Annotated in this window: 13 protein-coding genes and 2 tRNA genes; 7 read left to right on the top strand and 8 right to left on the bottom strand. The window is 71.6% G+C overall.

Annotation, left to right across the window (positions count from 1 at the left end):
- Complete coding sequence (locus ACZ5VD_RS13310; protein ID WP_468682273.1) at positions 1 to 4,536, bottom strand: PAS domain-containing protein; 4,536 nt, start codon at positions 4,534 to 4,536, stop codon at positions 1 to 3.
- A 261-nt stretch (positions 4,537 to 4,797) separates the two neighbouring features.
- Entirely contained in the window at positions 4,798 to 5,316 is a 519-nt protein-coding gene (locus tag ACZ5VD_RS13305; RefSeq protein ID WP_468682272.1) for an SSI family serine proteinase inhibitor, read from the bottom strand.
- 167 nt (positions 5,317 to 5,483) lie between these two features.
- On the opposite strand from ACZ5VD_RS13305, the gene ACZ5VD_RS13300 reads away from it, so the two are divergent.
- Positions 5,484 to 5,574, top strand: a tRNA-Ser gene (locus tag ACZ5VD_RS13300).
- A gap of 186 nt (positions 5,575 to 5,760) precedes the next feature.
- Positions 5,761 to 5,833: transfer RNA gene (locus ACZ5VD_RS13295), tRNA-Arg, on the top strand.
- 65 nt (positions 5,834 to 5,898) lie between these two features.
- Here ACZ5VD_RS13295 and ACZ5VD_RS13290 read toward each other — a convergent pair.
- A complete protein-coding gene (locus tag ACZ5VD_RS13290; protein WP_468682271.1) occupies positions 5,899 to 6,099 on the bottom strand; it encodes a hypothetical protein in 201 nt (66 codons plus the stop codon).
- 179 nt (positions 6,100 to 6,278) lie between these two features.
- The gene (locus ACZ5VD_RS13285) at positions 6,279 to 7,148 is read right to left on the bottom strand and encodes a 4a-hydroxytetrahydrobiopterin dehydratase (protein WP_468682270.1); all 870 of its coding nucleotides are present in this window, start codon (positions 7,146 to 7,148) and stop codon (positions 6,279 to 6,281) included.
- A gap of 202 nt (positions 7,149 to 7,350) precedes the next feature.
- Between ACZ5VD_RS13285 and ACZ5VD_RS13280 the strand changes: the two genes are divergently transcribed.
- Positions 7,351 to 7,707, top strand: a complete 357-nt coding sequence (locus ACZ5VD_RS13280) for an SCO4225 family membrane protein (RefSeq protein WP_468550157.1) — start codon at positions 7,351 to 7,353, stop codon at positions 7,705 to 7,707.
- A 102-nt stretch (positions 7,708 to 7,809) separates the two neighbouring features.
- Here the strand turns inward: ACZ5VD_RS13280 and ACZ5VD_RS13275 are convergent, their stop codons facing one another.
- The 4 genes from ACZ5VD_RS13275 to ACZ5VD_RS13260 form a co-directional block, all read right to left on the bottom strand.
- Entirely contained in the window at positions 7,810 to 8,637 is an 828-nt protein-coding gene (locus ACZ5VD_RS13275) for an MOSC domain-containing protein (protein ID WP_468682269.1), read from the bottom strand.
- 103 nt (positions 8,638 to 8,740) lie between these two features.
- Positions 8,741 to 9,328, bottom strand: coding sequence for a GtrA family protein (locus ACZ5VD_RS13270; protein WP_468550159.1), 588 nt, complete (start codon positions 9,326 to 9,328; stop codon positions 8,741 to 8,743).
- 224 nt (positions 9,329 to 9,552) lie between these two features.
- On the bottom strand, positions 9,553 to 9,951 hold the full coding sequence (locus tag ACZ5VD_RS13265; protein WP_468682268.1) for a hypothetical protein: 399 nt from the start codon (positions 9,949 to 9,951) through the stop codon (positions 9,553 to 9,555).
- Between the two features lie 49 nt (positions 9,952 to 10,000).
- Complete coding sequence (locus ACZ5VD_RS13260; RefSeq protein WP_468682267.1) at positions 10,001 to 10,552, bottom strand: MarR family winged helix-turn-helix transcriptional regulator; 552 nt, start codon at positions 10,550 to 10,552, stop codon at positions 10,001 to 10,003.
- 89 nt (positions 10,553 to 10,641) lie between these two features.
- Here ACZ5VD_RS13260 and ACZ5VD_RS13255 point away from each other — a divergent pair, with 89 nt between their 5' ends.
- From ACZ5VD_RS13255 to ACZ5VD_RS13240, 4 genes are all read left to right on the top strand, one after another.
- Complete coding sequence (locus tag ACZ5VD_RS13255; RefSeq protein ID WP_468550162.1) at positions 10,642 to 11,094, top strand: HGxxPAAW family protein; 453 nt, start codon at positions 10,642 to 10,644, stop codon at positions 11,092 to 11,094.
- A 51-nt stretch (positions 11,095 to 11,145) separates the two neighbouring features.
- Positions 11,146 to 12,036, top strand: coding sequence for a DUF2797 domain-containing protein (locus ACZ5VD_RS13250; protein ID WP_468682266.1), 891 nt, complete (start codon positions 11,146 to 11,148; stop codon positions 12,034 to 12,036).
- Between the two features lie 576 nt (positions 12,037 to 12,612).
- On the top strand, positions 12,613 to 13,353 hold the full coding sequence (locus tag ACZ5VD_RS13245; RefSeq protein ID WP_384156420.1) for a response regulator transcription factor: 741 nt from the start codon (positions 12,613 to 12,615) through the stop codon (positions 13,351 to 13,353).
- Positions 13,350 to 14,990, top strand: a complete 1,641-nt coding sequence (locus tag ACZ5VD_RS13240) for a sensor histidine kinase (protein ID WP_468550164.1) — start codon at positions 13,350 to 13,352, stop codon at positions 14,988 to 14,990. The genes ACZ5VD_RS13245 and ACZ5VD_RS13240 overlap by 4 nt, the downstream gene beginning before the upstream one ends.
- Positions 14,991 to 14,997 lie beyond the last annotated feature (7 nt).

The raw sequence follows: 14,997 nt of genomic DNA, 5'->3' as shown, positions 1-14,997 counted from the left end.
CTAGTTGGTCCCTATCCGGGCCAGCAGATCGACGATCCGTGCCTGGACATCCTCGCTGGTGGAGCGCTCGGCGAGGAAGAGGACCGTCTCGCCGGACGCCAGCCGCGGCAGGTCCGCCTGGTCGACGGCGGCCGTGTAGACGACGAGCGGGGTGCGGTTGAGCTGCCCGTTCGCCCGCAGCCAGTCGACGATCCCGGCCCGGCGCTTGTGCACCTGCATCAGGTCCATCACGACGAGATTGGGCCGCAGTTGCCCGGCCAGCGTCACAGCATCCGCGTCACTCGCGGCCCGCGCCACCTGCATCCCGCGCCGCTCCAGCGTGGCGGTCAACGCCAGCGCGATCTCCGCGTGCTCCTCGATCAGCAGCACCCTCGGGGGGTGCTGCTCGGTGTCGCGCGGCGCGAGCGCCTTCAGCAGGACGGCGGGATCGGCGCCGTACGCCGCCTCCCGCGAGGCCTGTCCGAGCCCGGCCGTCACCAGCACGGGCACTTCCGCGGCGACGGCGGCCTGTCGCAGCGACTGCAGCGCGGTCCGGGTGATCGGCCCGGTCAGCGGGTCCACGAACAGCGCGGCGGGGAAGGCCGCGATCTGCGCGTCGACCTCCTCGCGCGAGTGCACGATGACCGGCCGGTACCCACGGTCGCTCAGCGCCTGCTGCGTGGTCACGTCCGGGGCCGGCCACACCAGCAGCCGGCGCGGGTTGTCGAGCGGTTCGGGCGGCAGCTCGTCGTCCATCGGCTGTGGTCGCGGGGTGTTCGCGATCTCGACGGCCCCACCGGGGCCGTCCAACGGCTCGGGCCCCTCGGCCGCGTTCTCGTCGGGGGCTCCTATGGCGTACGAGCGCCCGTTGCCCTCGGTCATCTGCGCCAGCCGCGACTGCCCGGCGAGCGAGGGCTGCGGCTGGGGCTGCCCCTGCGTGTTCGCCTGGGTTGCCACGGCCGCCTGCTCGGGCGCCGCCGCGCCGGCCGGGTCGGGCCGCGTACCGAGCTTGCGACGCCTGCCGGAACCGTTCGGATGGTTCGGGGGAGGCGTGGCCGACGGCAACGGCCCAGCCGGCTGCTGCACCTGCGCCGCCTGCCGGTTGAACGGCACCCCCTGCCCCAACGTCCGCACGCTGATGGCCCGTCCCTGCGTGGAGTTCGGGTCCACGGCCGGGGGCGCGGCCGCGGGCGCCGCCGCGGCCTCGGCGGGCAACGGCTGGGCGGCACGGGCCCCGGCGGCCTCTGCCGGGAGGGGCGTGCCGGGGGCGGGAGTACCCGGGTGGGGCTGCGCCGCCTGCGCGGCCTGCGGGTTCTGCGCGGTTGCCGGTTGGGGGGGTACGGCGGTGGCGACGCCGTTCGACCGTACGGGCAGGCCGGCGCCCGTGGTGTCGTCGACGGGGGGCCATGGCTGGGGGACCGGGACGCCCGGCGCTCCCTGGGCCGGGAGGGCCTGACCGGCGGGTGCCTCGGCGGGAAGGGGCTGGCCGGGGGCGGTGCCCTGCGGGGGAATGGGGACCCCGGGCTGAACGGGCTGTTGCACGTGCTGCTGCCCCGCCGTACCCCCCGGAGCGACCGCGCCGCCCTGCCCGACCGCGCCTGCCTGGCCCGCACGCGCCTGCGGCACACCGGCCGCCGGAACGGGCGCACCCTGGGCGGGCACCTCCTGCGCGGCCACTGCCTGACCGGGCACTCCTCCTTGTCCAGGTACTCCTTGTCCGGGCACTCCCTGCCCGGCCACACCGTGCGCCGGAACTTCCTGAGCCGGCGCGCCGGTTGCCCCGGGCACCCCGGCGGGCTCCTCCTCCATGGGCTGGCCGACGGCCCGGCGACGACGCCCGGTCGGCGCGCTCGTGGGATGCGGCTGCGGCGGGGTGTGGTCGTCGGCCTGGCTGTGCGGTACGGCGTCGTGCTGCCCGTCGTCGACGAGGGCGCCACCGGGACCACCCTGCCCGGGAACCGGAACCTGTCCGGGAACCGGAACCGGCCCGGCGGCCGGAACCGGCCCGGCGGCCGGGATCTGTCCGGGAACCGGAACCTGAACGGGCGCCTGCTGCTGCCCGTGAACCTGTCCCGGGGCCTGGGCCTGGGCCTGCTCCGCCCGCGCCCCCTGCTGTTGCTCGGACCCCCGGTCCGCCTCCGCGGGCGGCAGGGCGAACACCGCACGGGGCCCGGCCTCCTGCGCGGCGGCCCGCTCCGACGCGGCGGCCAGCGCACGCCGACGCCGGCCGGTCGGCTGCCCACCGTTCTCACCGGTCCCGCCGTTGCCACCGGTGTCACCGGCGTCATGGTTCTCGGCACCCTGCCCCGCACCGCCGGAGGCCAACGCGGGCAACGCCGCCGGCAACGCGGGCTGTTCGCCGCCGTCGTTGCGGGGACGCCCGCCGGCGGGCACCGGCACGCCCTGCGGAGGCACGGTCCCGCCCAGCCCGGAACCCACGGCCGCGGTACCGGCCGCATGCTCGGCGGCCGTCATGACGGCACCCTCGGCGACACCGGCGACCGAGCCGCCGAGCACTCCCTGACCGGCGGCCGTGGCCGCCCCGTCCCCCGGGGCCGAGGCCGCGATCTCGGCGGGACGTCCCCGCCGCCGTCCGGTACCGCCGCCGGAGACCTCACCGCCGTCGCCCGAAGCCTGCGCCGGAACCGGTGCGATCTCCGCGGGCGCGCCCGCGGCCCGACGCCTGCGGCGCCCGGTCGGGGCCGAGGGGTCCGCGTCGGCCCCGTCGGCCCCGTCGGCGCCTTCGGCGTCGGCCGGTCCTTCGCCGGCGTCCAGGAAGGCGTCGGTCGTGGCCCGCCGGGCCCGCCGTCGCCCGCCGCCGCCCGCCTGCTCGGGCAGCACGGCTTCGCTGGGGCCGGCCTCCAGCGCGGCCGGTCCGGGAACCGCGACGGCCCCGGCCCCTCCACCGATCGGCACCTCCAGGACGTACGCACTGCCGCTCATGCCCGGGACCTCGTGCGTCTGCAGCACGCCACCGTGGGCGCGCACGATCCCGCGCACGATCGGTTCGTGCACCGGGTCTCCCCCGGCATACGGGCCGCGCACCTCGATCCGTACGACCTCACCGCGCTGGGCCGCCGCGACGACGACCGTGTTGTCCATGTAGCCGCCCGCCGAGACGGGCGAGTTGCCGGTGGCGTCGACGCCGGCGACGTCCGCGACGAGGTGCGCGAGGGCCCTGGCGAGAAGCTGGGCGTCGACCTCGGCCTCTATGGGCGGCGCGTGCACGGCGAACTGCACGCGGCCGGGCCCGATGAGCTCGACGGCCCCGTCCACACCCGCCGCGACGACGGCGTCGAGCATCACTTTCGTCCGGGTGATGCCACCGGTCCCGGCGTCGAGCTGCTGGTATCCGAGGACGTTGTCGATGAGCGTGGTGATCCGCGAGTAGCCCGCCGACAGATGGTGAAGCACCTGGTTCGCCTCGGGCCACAGCTGCCCGGCGTCGTCGGCGGCCAGCGCGGCCAGCTCGCGGCGCAGTTCGTCGAGGGGCCCGCGCAGCGACCGTGCGAGCAGCGTCAGCAACTGCTCGTGCCGGCCGGAGAGAGCCTCGTAGCGGTCCTTCTCGCGTTCGCCGAGCGCCGCGTACCGCTCCTCGCCGGCGGCGAGCTCCTCGTCGTGCTGCTCCTGGAGTTCCTCCAGCTCGGTCACGTGCTTCTGGCGGAGCGAGGTGAGTTCGGAGGCGTGCTCCTCGGCGAGCCGCTCCAGTTCCTCCGCGTGCCGCTGCTCGGCGGTGTCCTTCTCCTCGGCGAGGGCGTCGTAGGGCCGCCGGTCGGTGAAGGTCAGCACGGCGCCGACGAGCTGGTCGCCGTCGCGTACGGGCGCGGTCGTCAGGTCGACGGGGAGCTTCTCGCCCTTCTTCGACCAGATGACCTGCCCGCGCACCCGGTGCTTGCGCCCGGAGCGCAGGGTGTCGGCGAGCGGCGACTCCTCGTACGGGAACGGCGTCCCGTCGCCACGGGAGTGGAGCACGAGGTCGTGCAGCTCGCGCCCGCCGAGGTCACTGGCCCGGTACCCCAGTATCTGAGCGGCGGCCGGATTGACGAGGACGATCCGCCCGTCGGTGTCCGTCCCGACCACACCCTCGGACGCGGCCCGCAGGATCATCTCGGTCTGCCGCTGCGACCGGGCCAGTTCGGCCTCGGTGTCCACGGTTCCGGTCAGGTCCCGTACGACGAGCATCAGCAGCTCGTCGCTGCCGTAGCCGTAGCCGTCGTAGGCCTGCTGGCCGTTCTCCAGGTTCGCGCTGGTGACCTCGACCGGGAACTCGGTCCCGTCGGTCCGCCGGGCGATCATCCGGGTCGGCTTGGTCCGCCCGCGCGGATCCATGTGGTCGGGCCGGCGCATCGAGCCGGGGATGAGCTTGGAGTCGAACTGCGGCAGCAGATCGAGCAGCCCGCGCCCCACCAGCGCGGTCCCCGGCGCCTCGAAGGCCTCCAGCGCGATGGTGTTGGCGTTGACGACGGTCCCATTGGCGTTGACCAGCACCAACGCATCGGGAAGCGCGTCGAGTATGGCTGCGAGGCGAGCAGCGCCTCGGGATGGCCTGCTGCTCACGAGACGCTTCCTCCCTGTTACCGCACCTTGCCGACCGCTCGGACCATCTTGCCAACCGGCCCGCGACGTGTCACGCGAGGGAGTCTAAGGGCAGCGGTTGTGCCCGCGACGCCGGATGAGAGGGAGGTCGCACGACGAAGTGACGTAGAACGTGTGACCGCATCGTGCGACCAGGCATCCGTGCCACGACACGGTCTTCCGGAGTCGGGGCGTCCGCCATGAACGACCTGTGCCCCCGGGAGCTCCCCTCGCGGGGATGCCCTATCCCCGTCGTCCGACCTCGGGCAGCAACGGCACGAGCCGGTCCCACCGCCCCATCTCGCAGCCGTTGCGGCGGTCGAACCGCGCGTCGACGGGGCGCCCGGCCCACGTCCCGGTGACATGCGCGGTGGCCGACCCGCCGTACTGCATGGTGCAGACGCTGTCCCCGGGCACGGGAGCGAAGGCGTCCTTCCCCCACCGGGTGTTCCGGTCGACGACGGCACACGCCCCGCCGGCGTCGGGGTGACTGCCCCCGTCGGGATGACAGTCCACCTCGTACGTCCCGTCCGCACCGCGGCCCGCGTTCCGCACGGTGACGGTGAGATGGTCGCCGCCCGCGGCCCGGTCCTCGTCACGGACGGGCGGGGGCGCGAGGGAGGGAAGGGAGGGAAGGGAGGGAAGGGAGGGGGCGGCGACCGCGGGCACCGCGGACAGCGGGACGGCGGAGACGGCGGAGCCGACACCGAGGACGAGAGGGGCGAGGCGCGCGAACCGGCCGAGCCGGGTGACCTGCAACATGACCTGACTAACGCCGCCCGCCCCAGGACGTTGCGCCCCCGCCCTCGCCGCTTAGTGCTTTGCCCTGTGGCCTGCCTGCCTAGTACCGTGGGACGCGATTGGTGACACCGCGCTCGACTGTGTCATCATCTGCACGCACCACTCGCGCTCGCGCGGATGGCTGTGCTGGAGGCGTCGCCTAGTCCGGTCTATGGCGCCGCACTGCTAATGCGGTTTGGGACGCAAATCCCATCGAGGGTTCAAATCCCTCCGCCTCCGCACGTGATCACGAAGCCCCGGTCCCACAGGCCGGGGCTTCGTCGTCCCCAACCCCCTCTGAAGCCCGTTTCCCCAGGTCACAACGGCTACAGCAAACGGATTTCACATGGCGGCGGCAGTCATGTAATGTTCTTCCTGTCGCCGCGAGCGGGCCGGAACAGCCGCAAACGGCAGAAAACAAAACAAGCACTCGTAGCTTAACGGATAGAGCATCTGACTACGGATCAGAAGGTTGCAGGTTCGAATCCTGCCGAGTGCACACAGGTGAGAGGCCCCGGAGAGATCCGGGGCCTCTTGCGTTCGTGGGGGCGGGCGTACACGGGTTCATGCCGTAGCCATGCGGTGGAACGCCTCGGTGGTGCGGGGGTTGGCGATCTCGTCCAGGAGGTGCCGCCACTCGGGGTCGGCGACGGTCGGGTGCGCCAGGTCCCAGGCGGTGAGCAGCGGGGCGAGTTCGAGGTCGTGAGGGACCTCGGTCAGGGTGTCCACGGTGGTGCTCGCCTTTGAGAGCGGCAGCGTCTGCATGGCAGTTCCTTCCGGATGAGGGCGGTGGACCTCTGGGATCCCGCTGGATTCAACGATGCCGTGGCCGCCCGGCCTGAACCATGGAGTGGCCTACCGGATCGAGGGTGGGGGTGGTTACACCCCGGAGGGACTGTTGTCCCCCTCATGCTCAGGCGACGAGTGGATGTGGTCCACCGTGATCAGTCGACGGATTGCGCGGCAGGCGAATCCTCGTAGGCGCGCTCGAAATATTTTGCCAGTTGGACATCTCGGTCTGATATCCGGTGACCGATATCCCATGTGGTGAGAAATATTCGAACGGTGCGCCAGATATTTTCCCAGACCGGATGGTGAATGGCGATGTCGCAGCCTGGTGCAGTCCCATGCATGAAGGAAACAGCTTCCTGGAAACTGCGGAAGCGATACTCTCGGTACAGGCCGATCTGTTCCTGCGTGGGGCCCTCCGCGTCGGCCGGGGCTGCTTCGAGCGGGCGTCGCCGCAGGTTCCAGTGGCGCAGGCTGCCTCTCAGCGCGACTTCGATCTTTTCCTGACTCAGTGGGTCGGGCACCTCCGGAGCGGGGCGTGGGTAGAGGCCCTCTGACCCGTCCGGTCGTGTGTCGCCCAGCAGCCCGACGAGGTGGTTCACGATCCGGTCGATATCGACGGCATTGCGAAATTCGATGGCCTGTCTTGACGCAAGGGACGCGATGGATTCCGGAAGGGATTCGACAGGAGGCATCTCGGTGCCACGGACCAGGATCGGGAGGACGAGCTTTTGGGAGTTCAATGACGTCGCTATCTCCAGTCGAACCCAGTCGTCTTCCTGGTCGATCCGGCGCCTGGACCACTTGTCGGCCGCAGTGATCCAATTCGGGCCGATCACCACGAGTACGGCTGACGCATTGTCCAACGTCTGTCGCAGCCGGTCGGGCCAGACCGTTCCTGGTGGGATGTCATAGGCGTCCAGGAAGACGGCTGCACCGCCCAGTTGGGCACTCAGTTTCTCCCGCAGCAGCCAGGCCTCGGCCGCACCGTCTTCCCTGCGATAACTGACGAAGATCCGTTCCATGCGTCTGCCCCCAACATCCTGCCTGACAAGGCTAGTCCGGAGCCGTCGAGGGGGGCCAGCACTCCGTCGGCAGCGCCGAAGGCGAACGCTTCCTGTCAGGTGCCGACCGGGTTGTGGAACTGAGTACAGGTACTCACGACGGGCGCGAGGCGACGACCGAGCATGGAGGCAATCAAGGCACACGCCGACTGGGGAGACACCGATGAATGCCGGCTCCGTTCGCACGCTCGTCCGTCTGACCTTCGCCAACCGCGCTTCGGCGGTCTATCTGGGGCTGGTCGCGGTCGCCGTCGTGGTGGCCGTGGTCGAGCCGTTGTTCGGGGAGGGGGCGGACGCGTCGTTCATCTGGGTGTGGCCCGCGCTGTTCACCTTCCCCGTGTTCGGGATCGTCGCGGGGATCGGTGAGGCCGTGTTCGGGGCGGAGGCGCCCGCTTGGTTCTTCGTGGGCGGGATCGTGGTGGCCGCGCTGGCCCAGTCGCTGGCCCTCGGGGCGATGTCGGACTCCCTGCGCCGGTGGCAGCGGCAGCGGCGGCAGGTTCCGCGTACGCACGGCGGCTGAAGGGCGAAGCCGGAATCCGGAACAGGGGGGTACGGGCGGCGCAAGAGCTACGAGGGATACGAGGGATACGGGAGATACGAGGGCTCGCGCGGGTCCTGTTTCCTACAGCTCCGAGTCACCCCACGCCCCGACCGTCACGTCGTCGCCCACGGACAGTTTGCCGGGACGCAGTACGGCGTACTTCGCACCGAAGGCGACTCCGCCCTCCCTGGCCCTGCGGTAGGCGGCGAGGGAGCGGAGGGGTTCGGGGCCCGTTCTCGTGCCGAGGGACTGGTCGACCGTGGTGACGGCGCAGCGGATGGCGAGCTTGGCGTAGCCGAGTTCGGTGTCGCCGATCGTGAGGTGGTGGGCGCGGTCCTCGGTGTGGGGGTCGGGCCAGCCGTCGATCACGATGTTGGGCCGGAAGCGGTCCATCGGCAGGGGGTGGGCGCCGCGTTCGGTCATCGTGCGGTTCAGCAGGTCCAGGCTGGAGCGGGAGATGACGAGGAGCGGGCAGCTGTCGGCGTAGGCGGAGGTGCCGGGGGTGCGGCCGTCGGTCACGCGGTCGTGTTCCGGCGGTACGCGGACGAGCCGGCCGGACGTGCCGAGCACGTCGGTCAGCCAGGCGGCCACCTCGTCGCCCTGGTCGATGCCGAGGTACGGGTTCCCGAACAGGGTCACGTCCCGGCGGGCGCCGGCCGGGTCGACGTCGACGCTCACCGTGCCGTGGCCCGGCGCGGTGAGGGTGAGCCGTTCGCCGTCGGCGCCGATGGCGGGGCGGATCACGGCCAGTCGTGGGTCCCGTCGCTGGGTTCTGCCCGCCCCCTCCGCGTCGACGACCATGAAGCCGCGGTCATGTGCGAGACCGGCCGGCGTCAGGGGCACCTCGCTCGCCGGTGTGCCGGCACATCCCTTGACGGGGTAGTACGTGAGCTCGACGACCTGGGCCATGTCCGCTTCCTTCCCCCACTGCTCAAGCTGCTCTGGCTGTTGAAGCTGTCCAAGCTGGTAAAGCTGCCGAGCGACAGGGGAACGCTAGCCCGCCGGTGATCCGTCACGCGGCGAACGCCTCGGCCCTCACAAACGGAGGGTTCCAGTCGATCGCCGCGGTCTTCGGGGCCTGCGTCCGGGGCCGCGCCAGGGTGTGGGGCAGGGGCAAGGACAGAGGCAGGGGGGTGGGCAGGGGGTGCGTGCGGGGCTGCGTCCGTCGGCCGTCGTGGTTGCCCGCGAAGACAAACAGCCGCAGGACCAGGAACCGGCCGATCCCGGCGAGACCGGATGCCGAGAGGTAGACCGCCTGCTCCCGGAGCATGCTCGGCGACGACTGCACGGTGTGCAGGACGAGCATCGCGACGCAGGTCGCCACGTACGCCGCCGTGGCCGAACCCGCCGACTGCAGGTGTTGGCGCCACCCGGGGCGGCTGCCGGTGCCGAAGGTGAACAGGGCGTGCAGCTCGGTGCAGAGGAGCGTGGAGGCGACGGTGATCACCGCGTTCGCCACCGCCCACGGCATCGTCATGGCCACCAGCGGTACGGCGAAGCTGGAGAGGACCCCGATGCCGCCGCCGCACAGGACGAAGCGTGCGAAGGAGGCGAGAGGGCCCGGCGCCGACTGCGGCTTCGACGTGAGCTGCGACTCCATGACGTTTCCTTCCGAGCGGCGGGCGAACCCTTGAACCTCTGTGAACTGCAGAGATCCGCTGCGAGATCGGCTGCGAGGTCCGCTGCGAGATCAGTTGCGATCAACTGGGTTCAACGATGTCGTCGCGCGCCGTCGGAAACGATGGAGTGGTCTACCGAACCGGTGGTAGGGCTGGCTACACCATGGCCCGGTGGTCCCCCGGGGGAGGACCGGATCGGGGCAGGTCAGACGGGCAGTCCCACGAAGCCGCCGTGAGCCTTGCCCGAGCCCAACAGGTCGCTCCAGTCGAGGACTTCGGGCAGCCGGTCGAGAGACAGCACGACCGCGCCGCCCGCCTGCTCGGCGTCACCGCGCCAGGCCGCCATCGCCGCCGCGCCCTTGCCGCGTACGCCTGTCCCGTCCAGGACCGGCGCGGCGATGGCGGGCACGACCAGCCCGTGGTCCCCCGGCCCGGCCAGCACACACCGGGTGAGTTTCGGGAGGATGCTCCAGCCTTCGCACGGCGGCACCGTGCCGTCCGAGGAGGTCAGGGGTGGCAGGACGGCGTGGACGGGGACGTCGGCCAGCAGCAGTACGGGAGTCGTTCCTCGTACGAACAGGGCGTTCTCGGGATTCAGGAGCACCGGCGCAGTGTCGCAGGCTCACGCCCCCGCCCACACGCCCCGCCCCCGCTCACGTCCCGCCCCCGCTCCCGCCGTCACCGACATTCCCGTCCTCGCCTTCGCCTTTGCCCTCGCCCTCACCCTTCGAGTCCTGGATCCGTAGCTCCTCGATGTACCCGTGCGCGAGGGTCGTCGTGCGGGTGAACCAGTCGGTGAGTACGGCGATCTCGTCGGCGGAGTAGTCGGCGAAGTGGGCGTTCAGGCGGGCGTAGTACGGCTCGTAGAGGGCGTGGACGCGGGCGACGGCGGACGGGACGGCGGCCACGCGGACGCGGCGGCGGTCGGTCGGGTCGGGGACACGGGTGACGAAGCCGGCGCGGACCAGACGGTTGAGGATGCCGGTCACCGCGCCGGTGGTGACGTGGGCGTGCTCCGCGAGGTCGCCGGCCGTGAGCAGGTCCTCGCCCGCCTTGAGGACGCAGCCGAAACAGAGCAGGTCGGTGACGTTCAGGCCCAGTCGCTGGGCCATCTCCTGCTGTCCGAGCAGATGGGCGGCGACGAGGGAGTCCATCGCCGACAGCGCCTGGGCCGGCGTGGCTGCGGGGCGCGGCTTGGCTTGCATCCGGATACTTCCTGATTCCCTTAGCATCTAAGAGGTTGTTGCGGTAAATTTCTTACGTCGTGAGAGACCTTGAGCGGGGAGGCCGTCGCGTGAGTGCACATCAGTATGACGAGGGGCACACGGTCGCAGGGTGGACCGGTTTCGGGATCGCGACCGTCGGGACATCCGTCCTCGGGGTGGGCGTGTGCCTGGTGTCGGTTCCGTTCCTGGTCGGAGGGGCGGCGATCGTGGTGGTGAGTCTCCTCGTCACCTGGGCCCTGCACCTCTCCGGCTGGGGCAAGCCGCCGGGGCGGCGGCCCCGGGAGGAGTGGGGGACGCGGGTGCGGGACCGGTCCGCGCGGGGCGGGCATCCCGGGTGCGTCGGGTGCCGGCTGGCGGGGCGGGGAGCACGGCGTACGGCGATGGCGGATCTGCCGGGCGCGGCCGACCTGCCGGATTGGCCGGACCCGGTGGTTCCCGCGGGAACCGTGGTCGGGGAACCCGGGACCGGCACCACCCGCCCGGCCACTGCCCGTCCCGCCACCACCCGTCCCGGCGGCTGAGCGCAGGTCGTCCGGCCCTGTTGTCAGTGCCGCGCTCTACGCTCGTGAGCGATGGGACAGGCATGGAGGTGCTCGGGGCTGCGCTGGTCGGCGGAGGGTCCCGTGCTGGTGTGGGACGGGGGTCGGCGCAGTGCGCTGGCCCGGGGGAAGCGGGTGGCCTTCGGGGTCGCGGAAGGGGGCGGGCGGACATGTGTGGGAGCGCGCGGACACGCGTGTGCGGTGCGGGCCGCCGTGTCGGGGCGGAGTACGGGGGCGCGGTGCGAGGAGTGCGCGCGGCTGGACCGGGCGCACTCCGTCGCCGCCGACACCATCGCGGACGATCCGCGGCCGTACCGGGTGTATCTGGCGTGGTTCGGGCCGGGGATGGTCAAGGTCGGCATCACCGCCGAAGAGCGAGGCTCCGCGCGGCTGCTTGAACAGGGCGCGGTCTGCTTCACCTGGCTGGGCACCGGCCCCCTGATGGCGGCGCGGCGCACGGAGGAACTGCTGAGGGCCGCGCTCGGAGTGCCGGACCGGATTCCGTACGCCGAGAAGCGGGCGGTACGGGCCGAGTTGCCGACGTCGGTGGAGGAACGGGCCGCCGAGATCACGGAGTTGCACGCGCGGGCCGTGACACTCGCCGCGTGGCCCGAGTCGCTGGAGCGTGCCGCCTGCCAACCCGTCGATCACGTGGGCGTGTTCGGCCTGACCGGCCTGCCGCCCGCCGTCGGCGCGGTGAGCGAGCTGGTCGCGGGCGGGGTGGTCGGTGGCCGGCTGGCGGCGACGGCCGGACCGGATCTGCACCTGGAGACGGGTGGCGGGGTGGTGGTCCTCGACACCCGGTTGATGACGGGGTGGGGCCTGGTTCCCGCGCCGGGCGGCGAAGGCACTGCGAGTACCGCGAACACCGTGCCGATAAGGCAGTTCAAGGCGCCCCCGGGGGTGCAGGGCGGGCTGTTCTGACGCGAAGAAGCCGCGAAGCCGCGAAGCCGGGGAGGCGGGAAAGGACCACCGCCTCCCGCTCGGCGGCGGGCACGCCCGGCGCACGGTGACCACGGCCGACGGCGACACGTGCCGACGGCGAGACGTTCCGGCGGTGACATGGTCCGGCTGCGTTCGGCCGTCGGCCCGGCCCTCCTGCCCGACTCCGGCGTCAAGGTCTAGGTCAAGGTCAACTGCACCGGATACCACCGGGCGCAGGGCTTCTTCCTCGCGTTCTGTGCCCTTCCCGAGGGTGTCGTCGTGGGCGCCCCCATTTCACCGGGCCGCACCCGACCACGCCCGACCGCACTCGGCCACGCCCGACCACCCTCGACCACATCCGGACTCACCCGGTCCGCCCAGTCGTCCCACAGGCTTCTCATCGAAAGCGCAGGCGTGTCGAGGGGTGTAACGGATCGCACAGATGCTCCGTGGCCTCGGCAGGGGTGCCAATCCATGCGGTTCCCCAGGCTTCCCTGAGAGTCGCCTGTGTGTTTCTCAGGAAAATCACAGGTTCTCGAAAGCTCGCTCTCAGAGGTCCCCGACATGGTGTCCAGCATGACCACGACCTCGCCCCAGGGGCGCACCGAACTGCTGAGGCCGGACGGGAGCCCCGTCCGAGTGCTTGTGGTGGACGACGAGCTGTCGATCACCGAACTCCTGTCCATGGCCCTCCGATATGAGGGCTGGCAGATCCGGAGTGCCGGCGACGGCACCGGCGCGATCCAGACCGCCCGGGAGTTCCGGCCCGACGCCGTCGTGCTGGACATGATGCTTCCCGACATGGACGGGCTGACCGTCCTCGGACGGATGCGGCGCGAGCTGCCGGACGTGCCGGTTCTCTTCCTGACCGCGAAGGACGCGGTCGAGGACCGGATCGCCGGACTCACCGCCGGCGGTGACGACTACGTCACCAAGCCGTTCAGTCTCGAAGAGGTGGTGGCCCGGCTGCGCGGGCTCATCCGCCGTTCCGGCGCGGCCGACCGACGGTCGGACTCCGTGCTGGTCGTCGGCGACCTCACCCTCGACGAGGACAGCCACGAGGTGTCGCGGGCCGGGGACGGCATCCACCTCACCGCGACCGAGTTCGAGCTGCTGCGGTTCCTGATGCGCAACCCGCGCCGGGTGCTCAGCAAGGCGCAGATCCTGGACCGCGTGTGGTCGTACGACTTCGGCGGCCAGGCCAATGTCGTCGAGCTGTACATCTCCTACCTGCGGCGGAAGATCGACGCCGGTCGCGAGCCGATGATCCACACCCGCCGTGGCGCCGGCTACCTGATCAAGCCAGCGGTGTCATGAGCGGACGACGACGGCCGCGTCCGCAGAAGCGAGCAGGTAAGCCGCGCACCCTGCGGACCAGGCTCGTCGTCGCCTCCGTGGTGCTGATCGCCGTGGTGTGTGCGGTGATCGGCACGGTGACGACGCTCGCGCTGCGCTCGCATCTGTACGACCAGTTGGACGGCAAGCTGCACGAGACGTCCACGCGCGCGGTGGGCGGCCGTCTGGACGGCAAGCCGCCGCCCGACGGCGGGGGCAGGAAACCGGGCTCCGTGTCGGACGACACCCCGGCGAGTGCCAAGGCCCAGAGGTTCGTCACACAGGGCCCCACGCAGGCCCAGACCGTCGCCGCGTATGTGAAGAGCGGCAAGATCGTCAGCGCCGCCATCGCCGAGCAGGCACGGGACAGCAACGGCGTCTTCCAGAACATGACGTCCGGCGCTCTCACCACGGCGCAGAAGGCAGCCCTCGCCTCCGTGTCCAAGGACGGCAACCCCCATTCGGTGGACATCCCGGGCCTCGGTGAGTACCGCGTCGAGTACGTCACCAGCCTGGACGGCAGCGACGCGTACTACATCGCCCTGCCCACCGACGATGTCGACAGCACCATCAACACCCTGATCCTCGTGGAGGTCAGCGTCACCGCCGCCGGCCTCGGCGCAGCGGTGATTGCCGGCTATGTGTTGGTCGGTCTCGCCACCCGTCCCCTCCGCAAGGTCGCCGCCACCGCCACCCGCGTCTCCGAACTCCCCCTCCACACCGGCGAGGTCAACCTCAGCGAGCGGGTCCCCGAGTCCGAGACCGACCTGCACACCGAGGTCGGCCAGGTGGGCGCCGCGCTCAACCGGATGCTGGACCATGTCCACGGCGCGCTGCACGCGCGGCAGGAGAGCGAGATGCGGGTCCGGCAGTTCGTGGCGGACGCCAGCCATGAGCTGAGGACGCCGCTCTCCTCCATCCGCGGGTACGCCGAGCTCACCAGACGCGGCAGGGAGCAGATCGGGCCCGACACCCGGCACGCCCTCGGCCGTATCGAGTCCGAGGCGGGCAGGATGACGCTGCTCGTCGAGGATCTGCTGCTGCTCGCCCGGCTGGACGCCGGACGGCCGCTGCAGTTCGAGCAGACCGACCTGATCCCGCTGGTCGTCGACACGGTCAGCGACTCGCGCGCGGCCGGCATGGAGCACAACTGGCGCCTGGACCTGCCCGACGAACCGGCCCTGGTGACCGCGGACGCGGCGCGGGTCCAGCAGGTGCTGGTCAACCTGCTGGGCAACGCCCGCAAGCACACCCCTGCCGGTACGACCATCACCGCCCGCATCCAGCGGCGCGGCCCCTGGATGTGCGTGGACATCGAGGACAACGGCCAGGGCATCCCGGACGACCTGCTGCCGCGGGTCTTCGAGCGCTTCGCGCGGGGCGACTCCTCGCGTTCCCGTGCCTCCGGGTCGACCGGTCTGGGGCTCGCGATCGTGCAGGCCGTCGCGTCCGCGCACGGGGGCGCGGTGACCGTGGACAGCGTTCCCGGGCGCACCGTCTTCACCGTGCACCTGCCCGCGCTGGGTCCGGTGACCCCCCGTCCGGCGCCCGAAACGAACTGGCAATCGCACTCACAGGCACAGCACAGCGCTGCCATATGGGTGCAACAGGGCGCTTGACCACAGT

This window comes from Streptomyces sp. NPDC032822 (assembly GCF_055578825.1).
The sequence above is the reverse complement of the archived record's forward strand: the minus strand, read 5'-3'. Positions and strand labels throughout refer to the sequence as shown.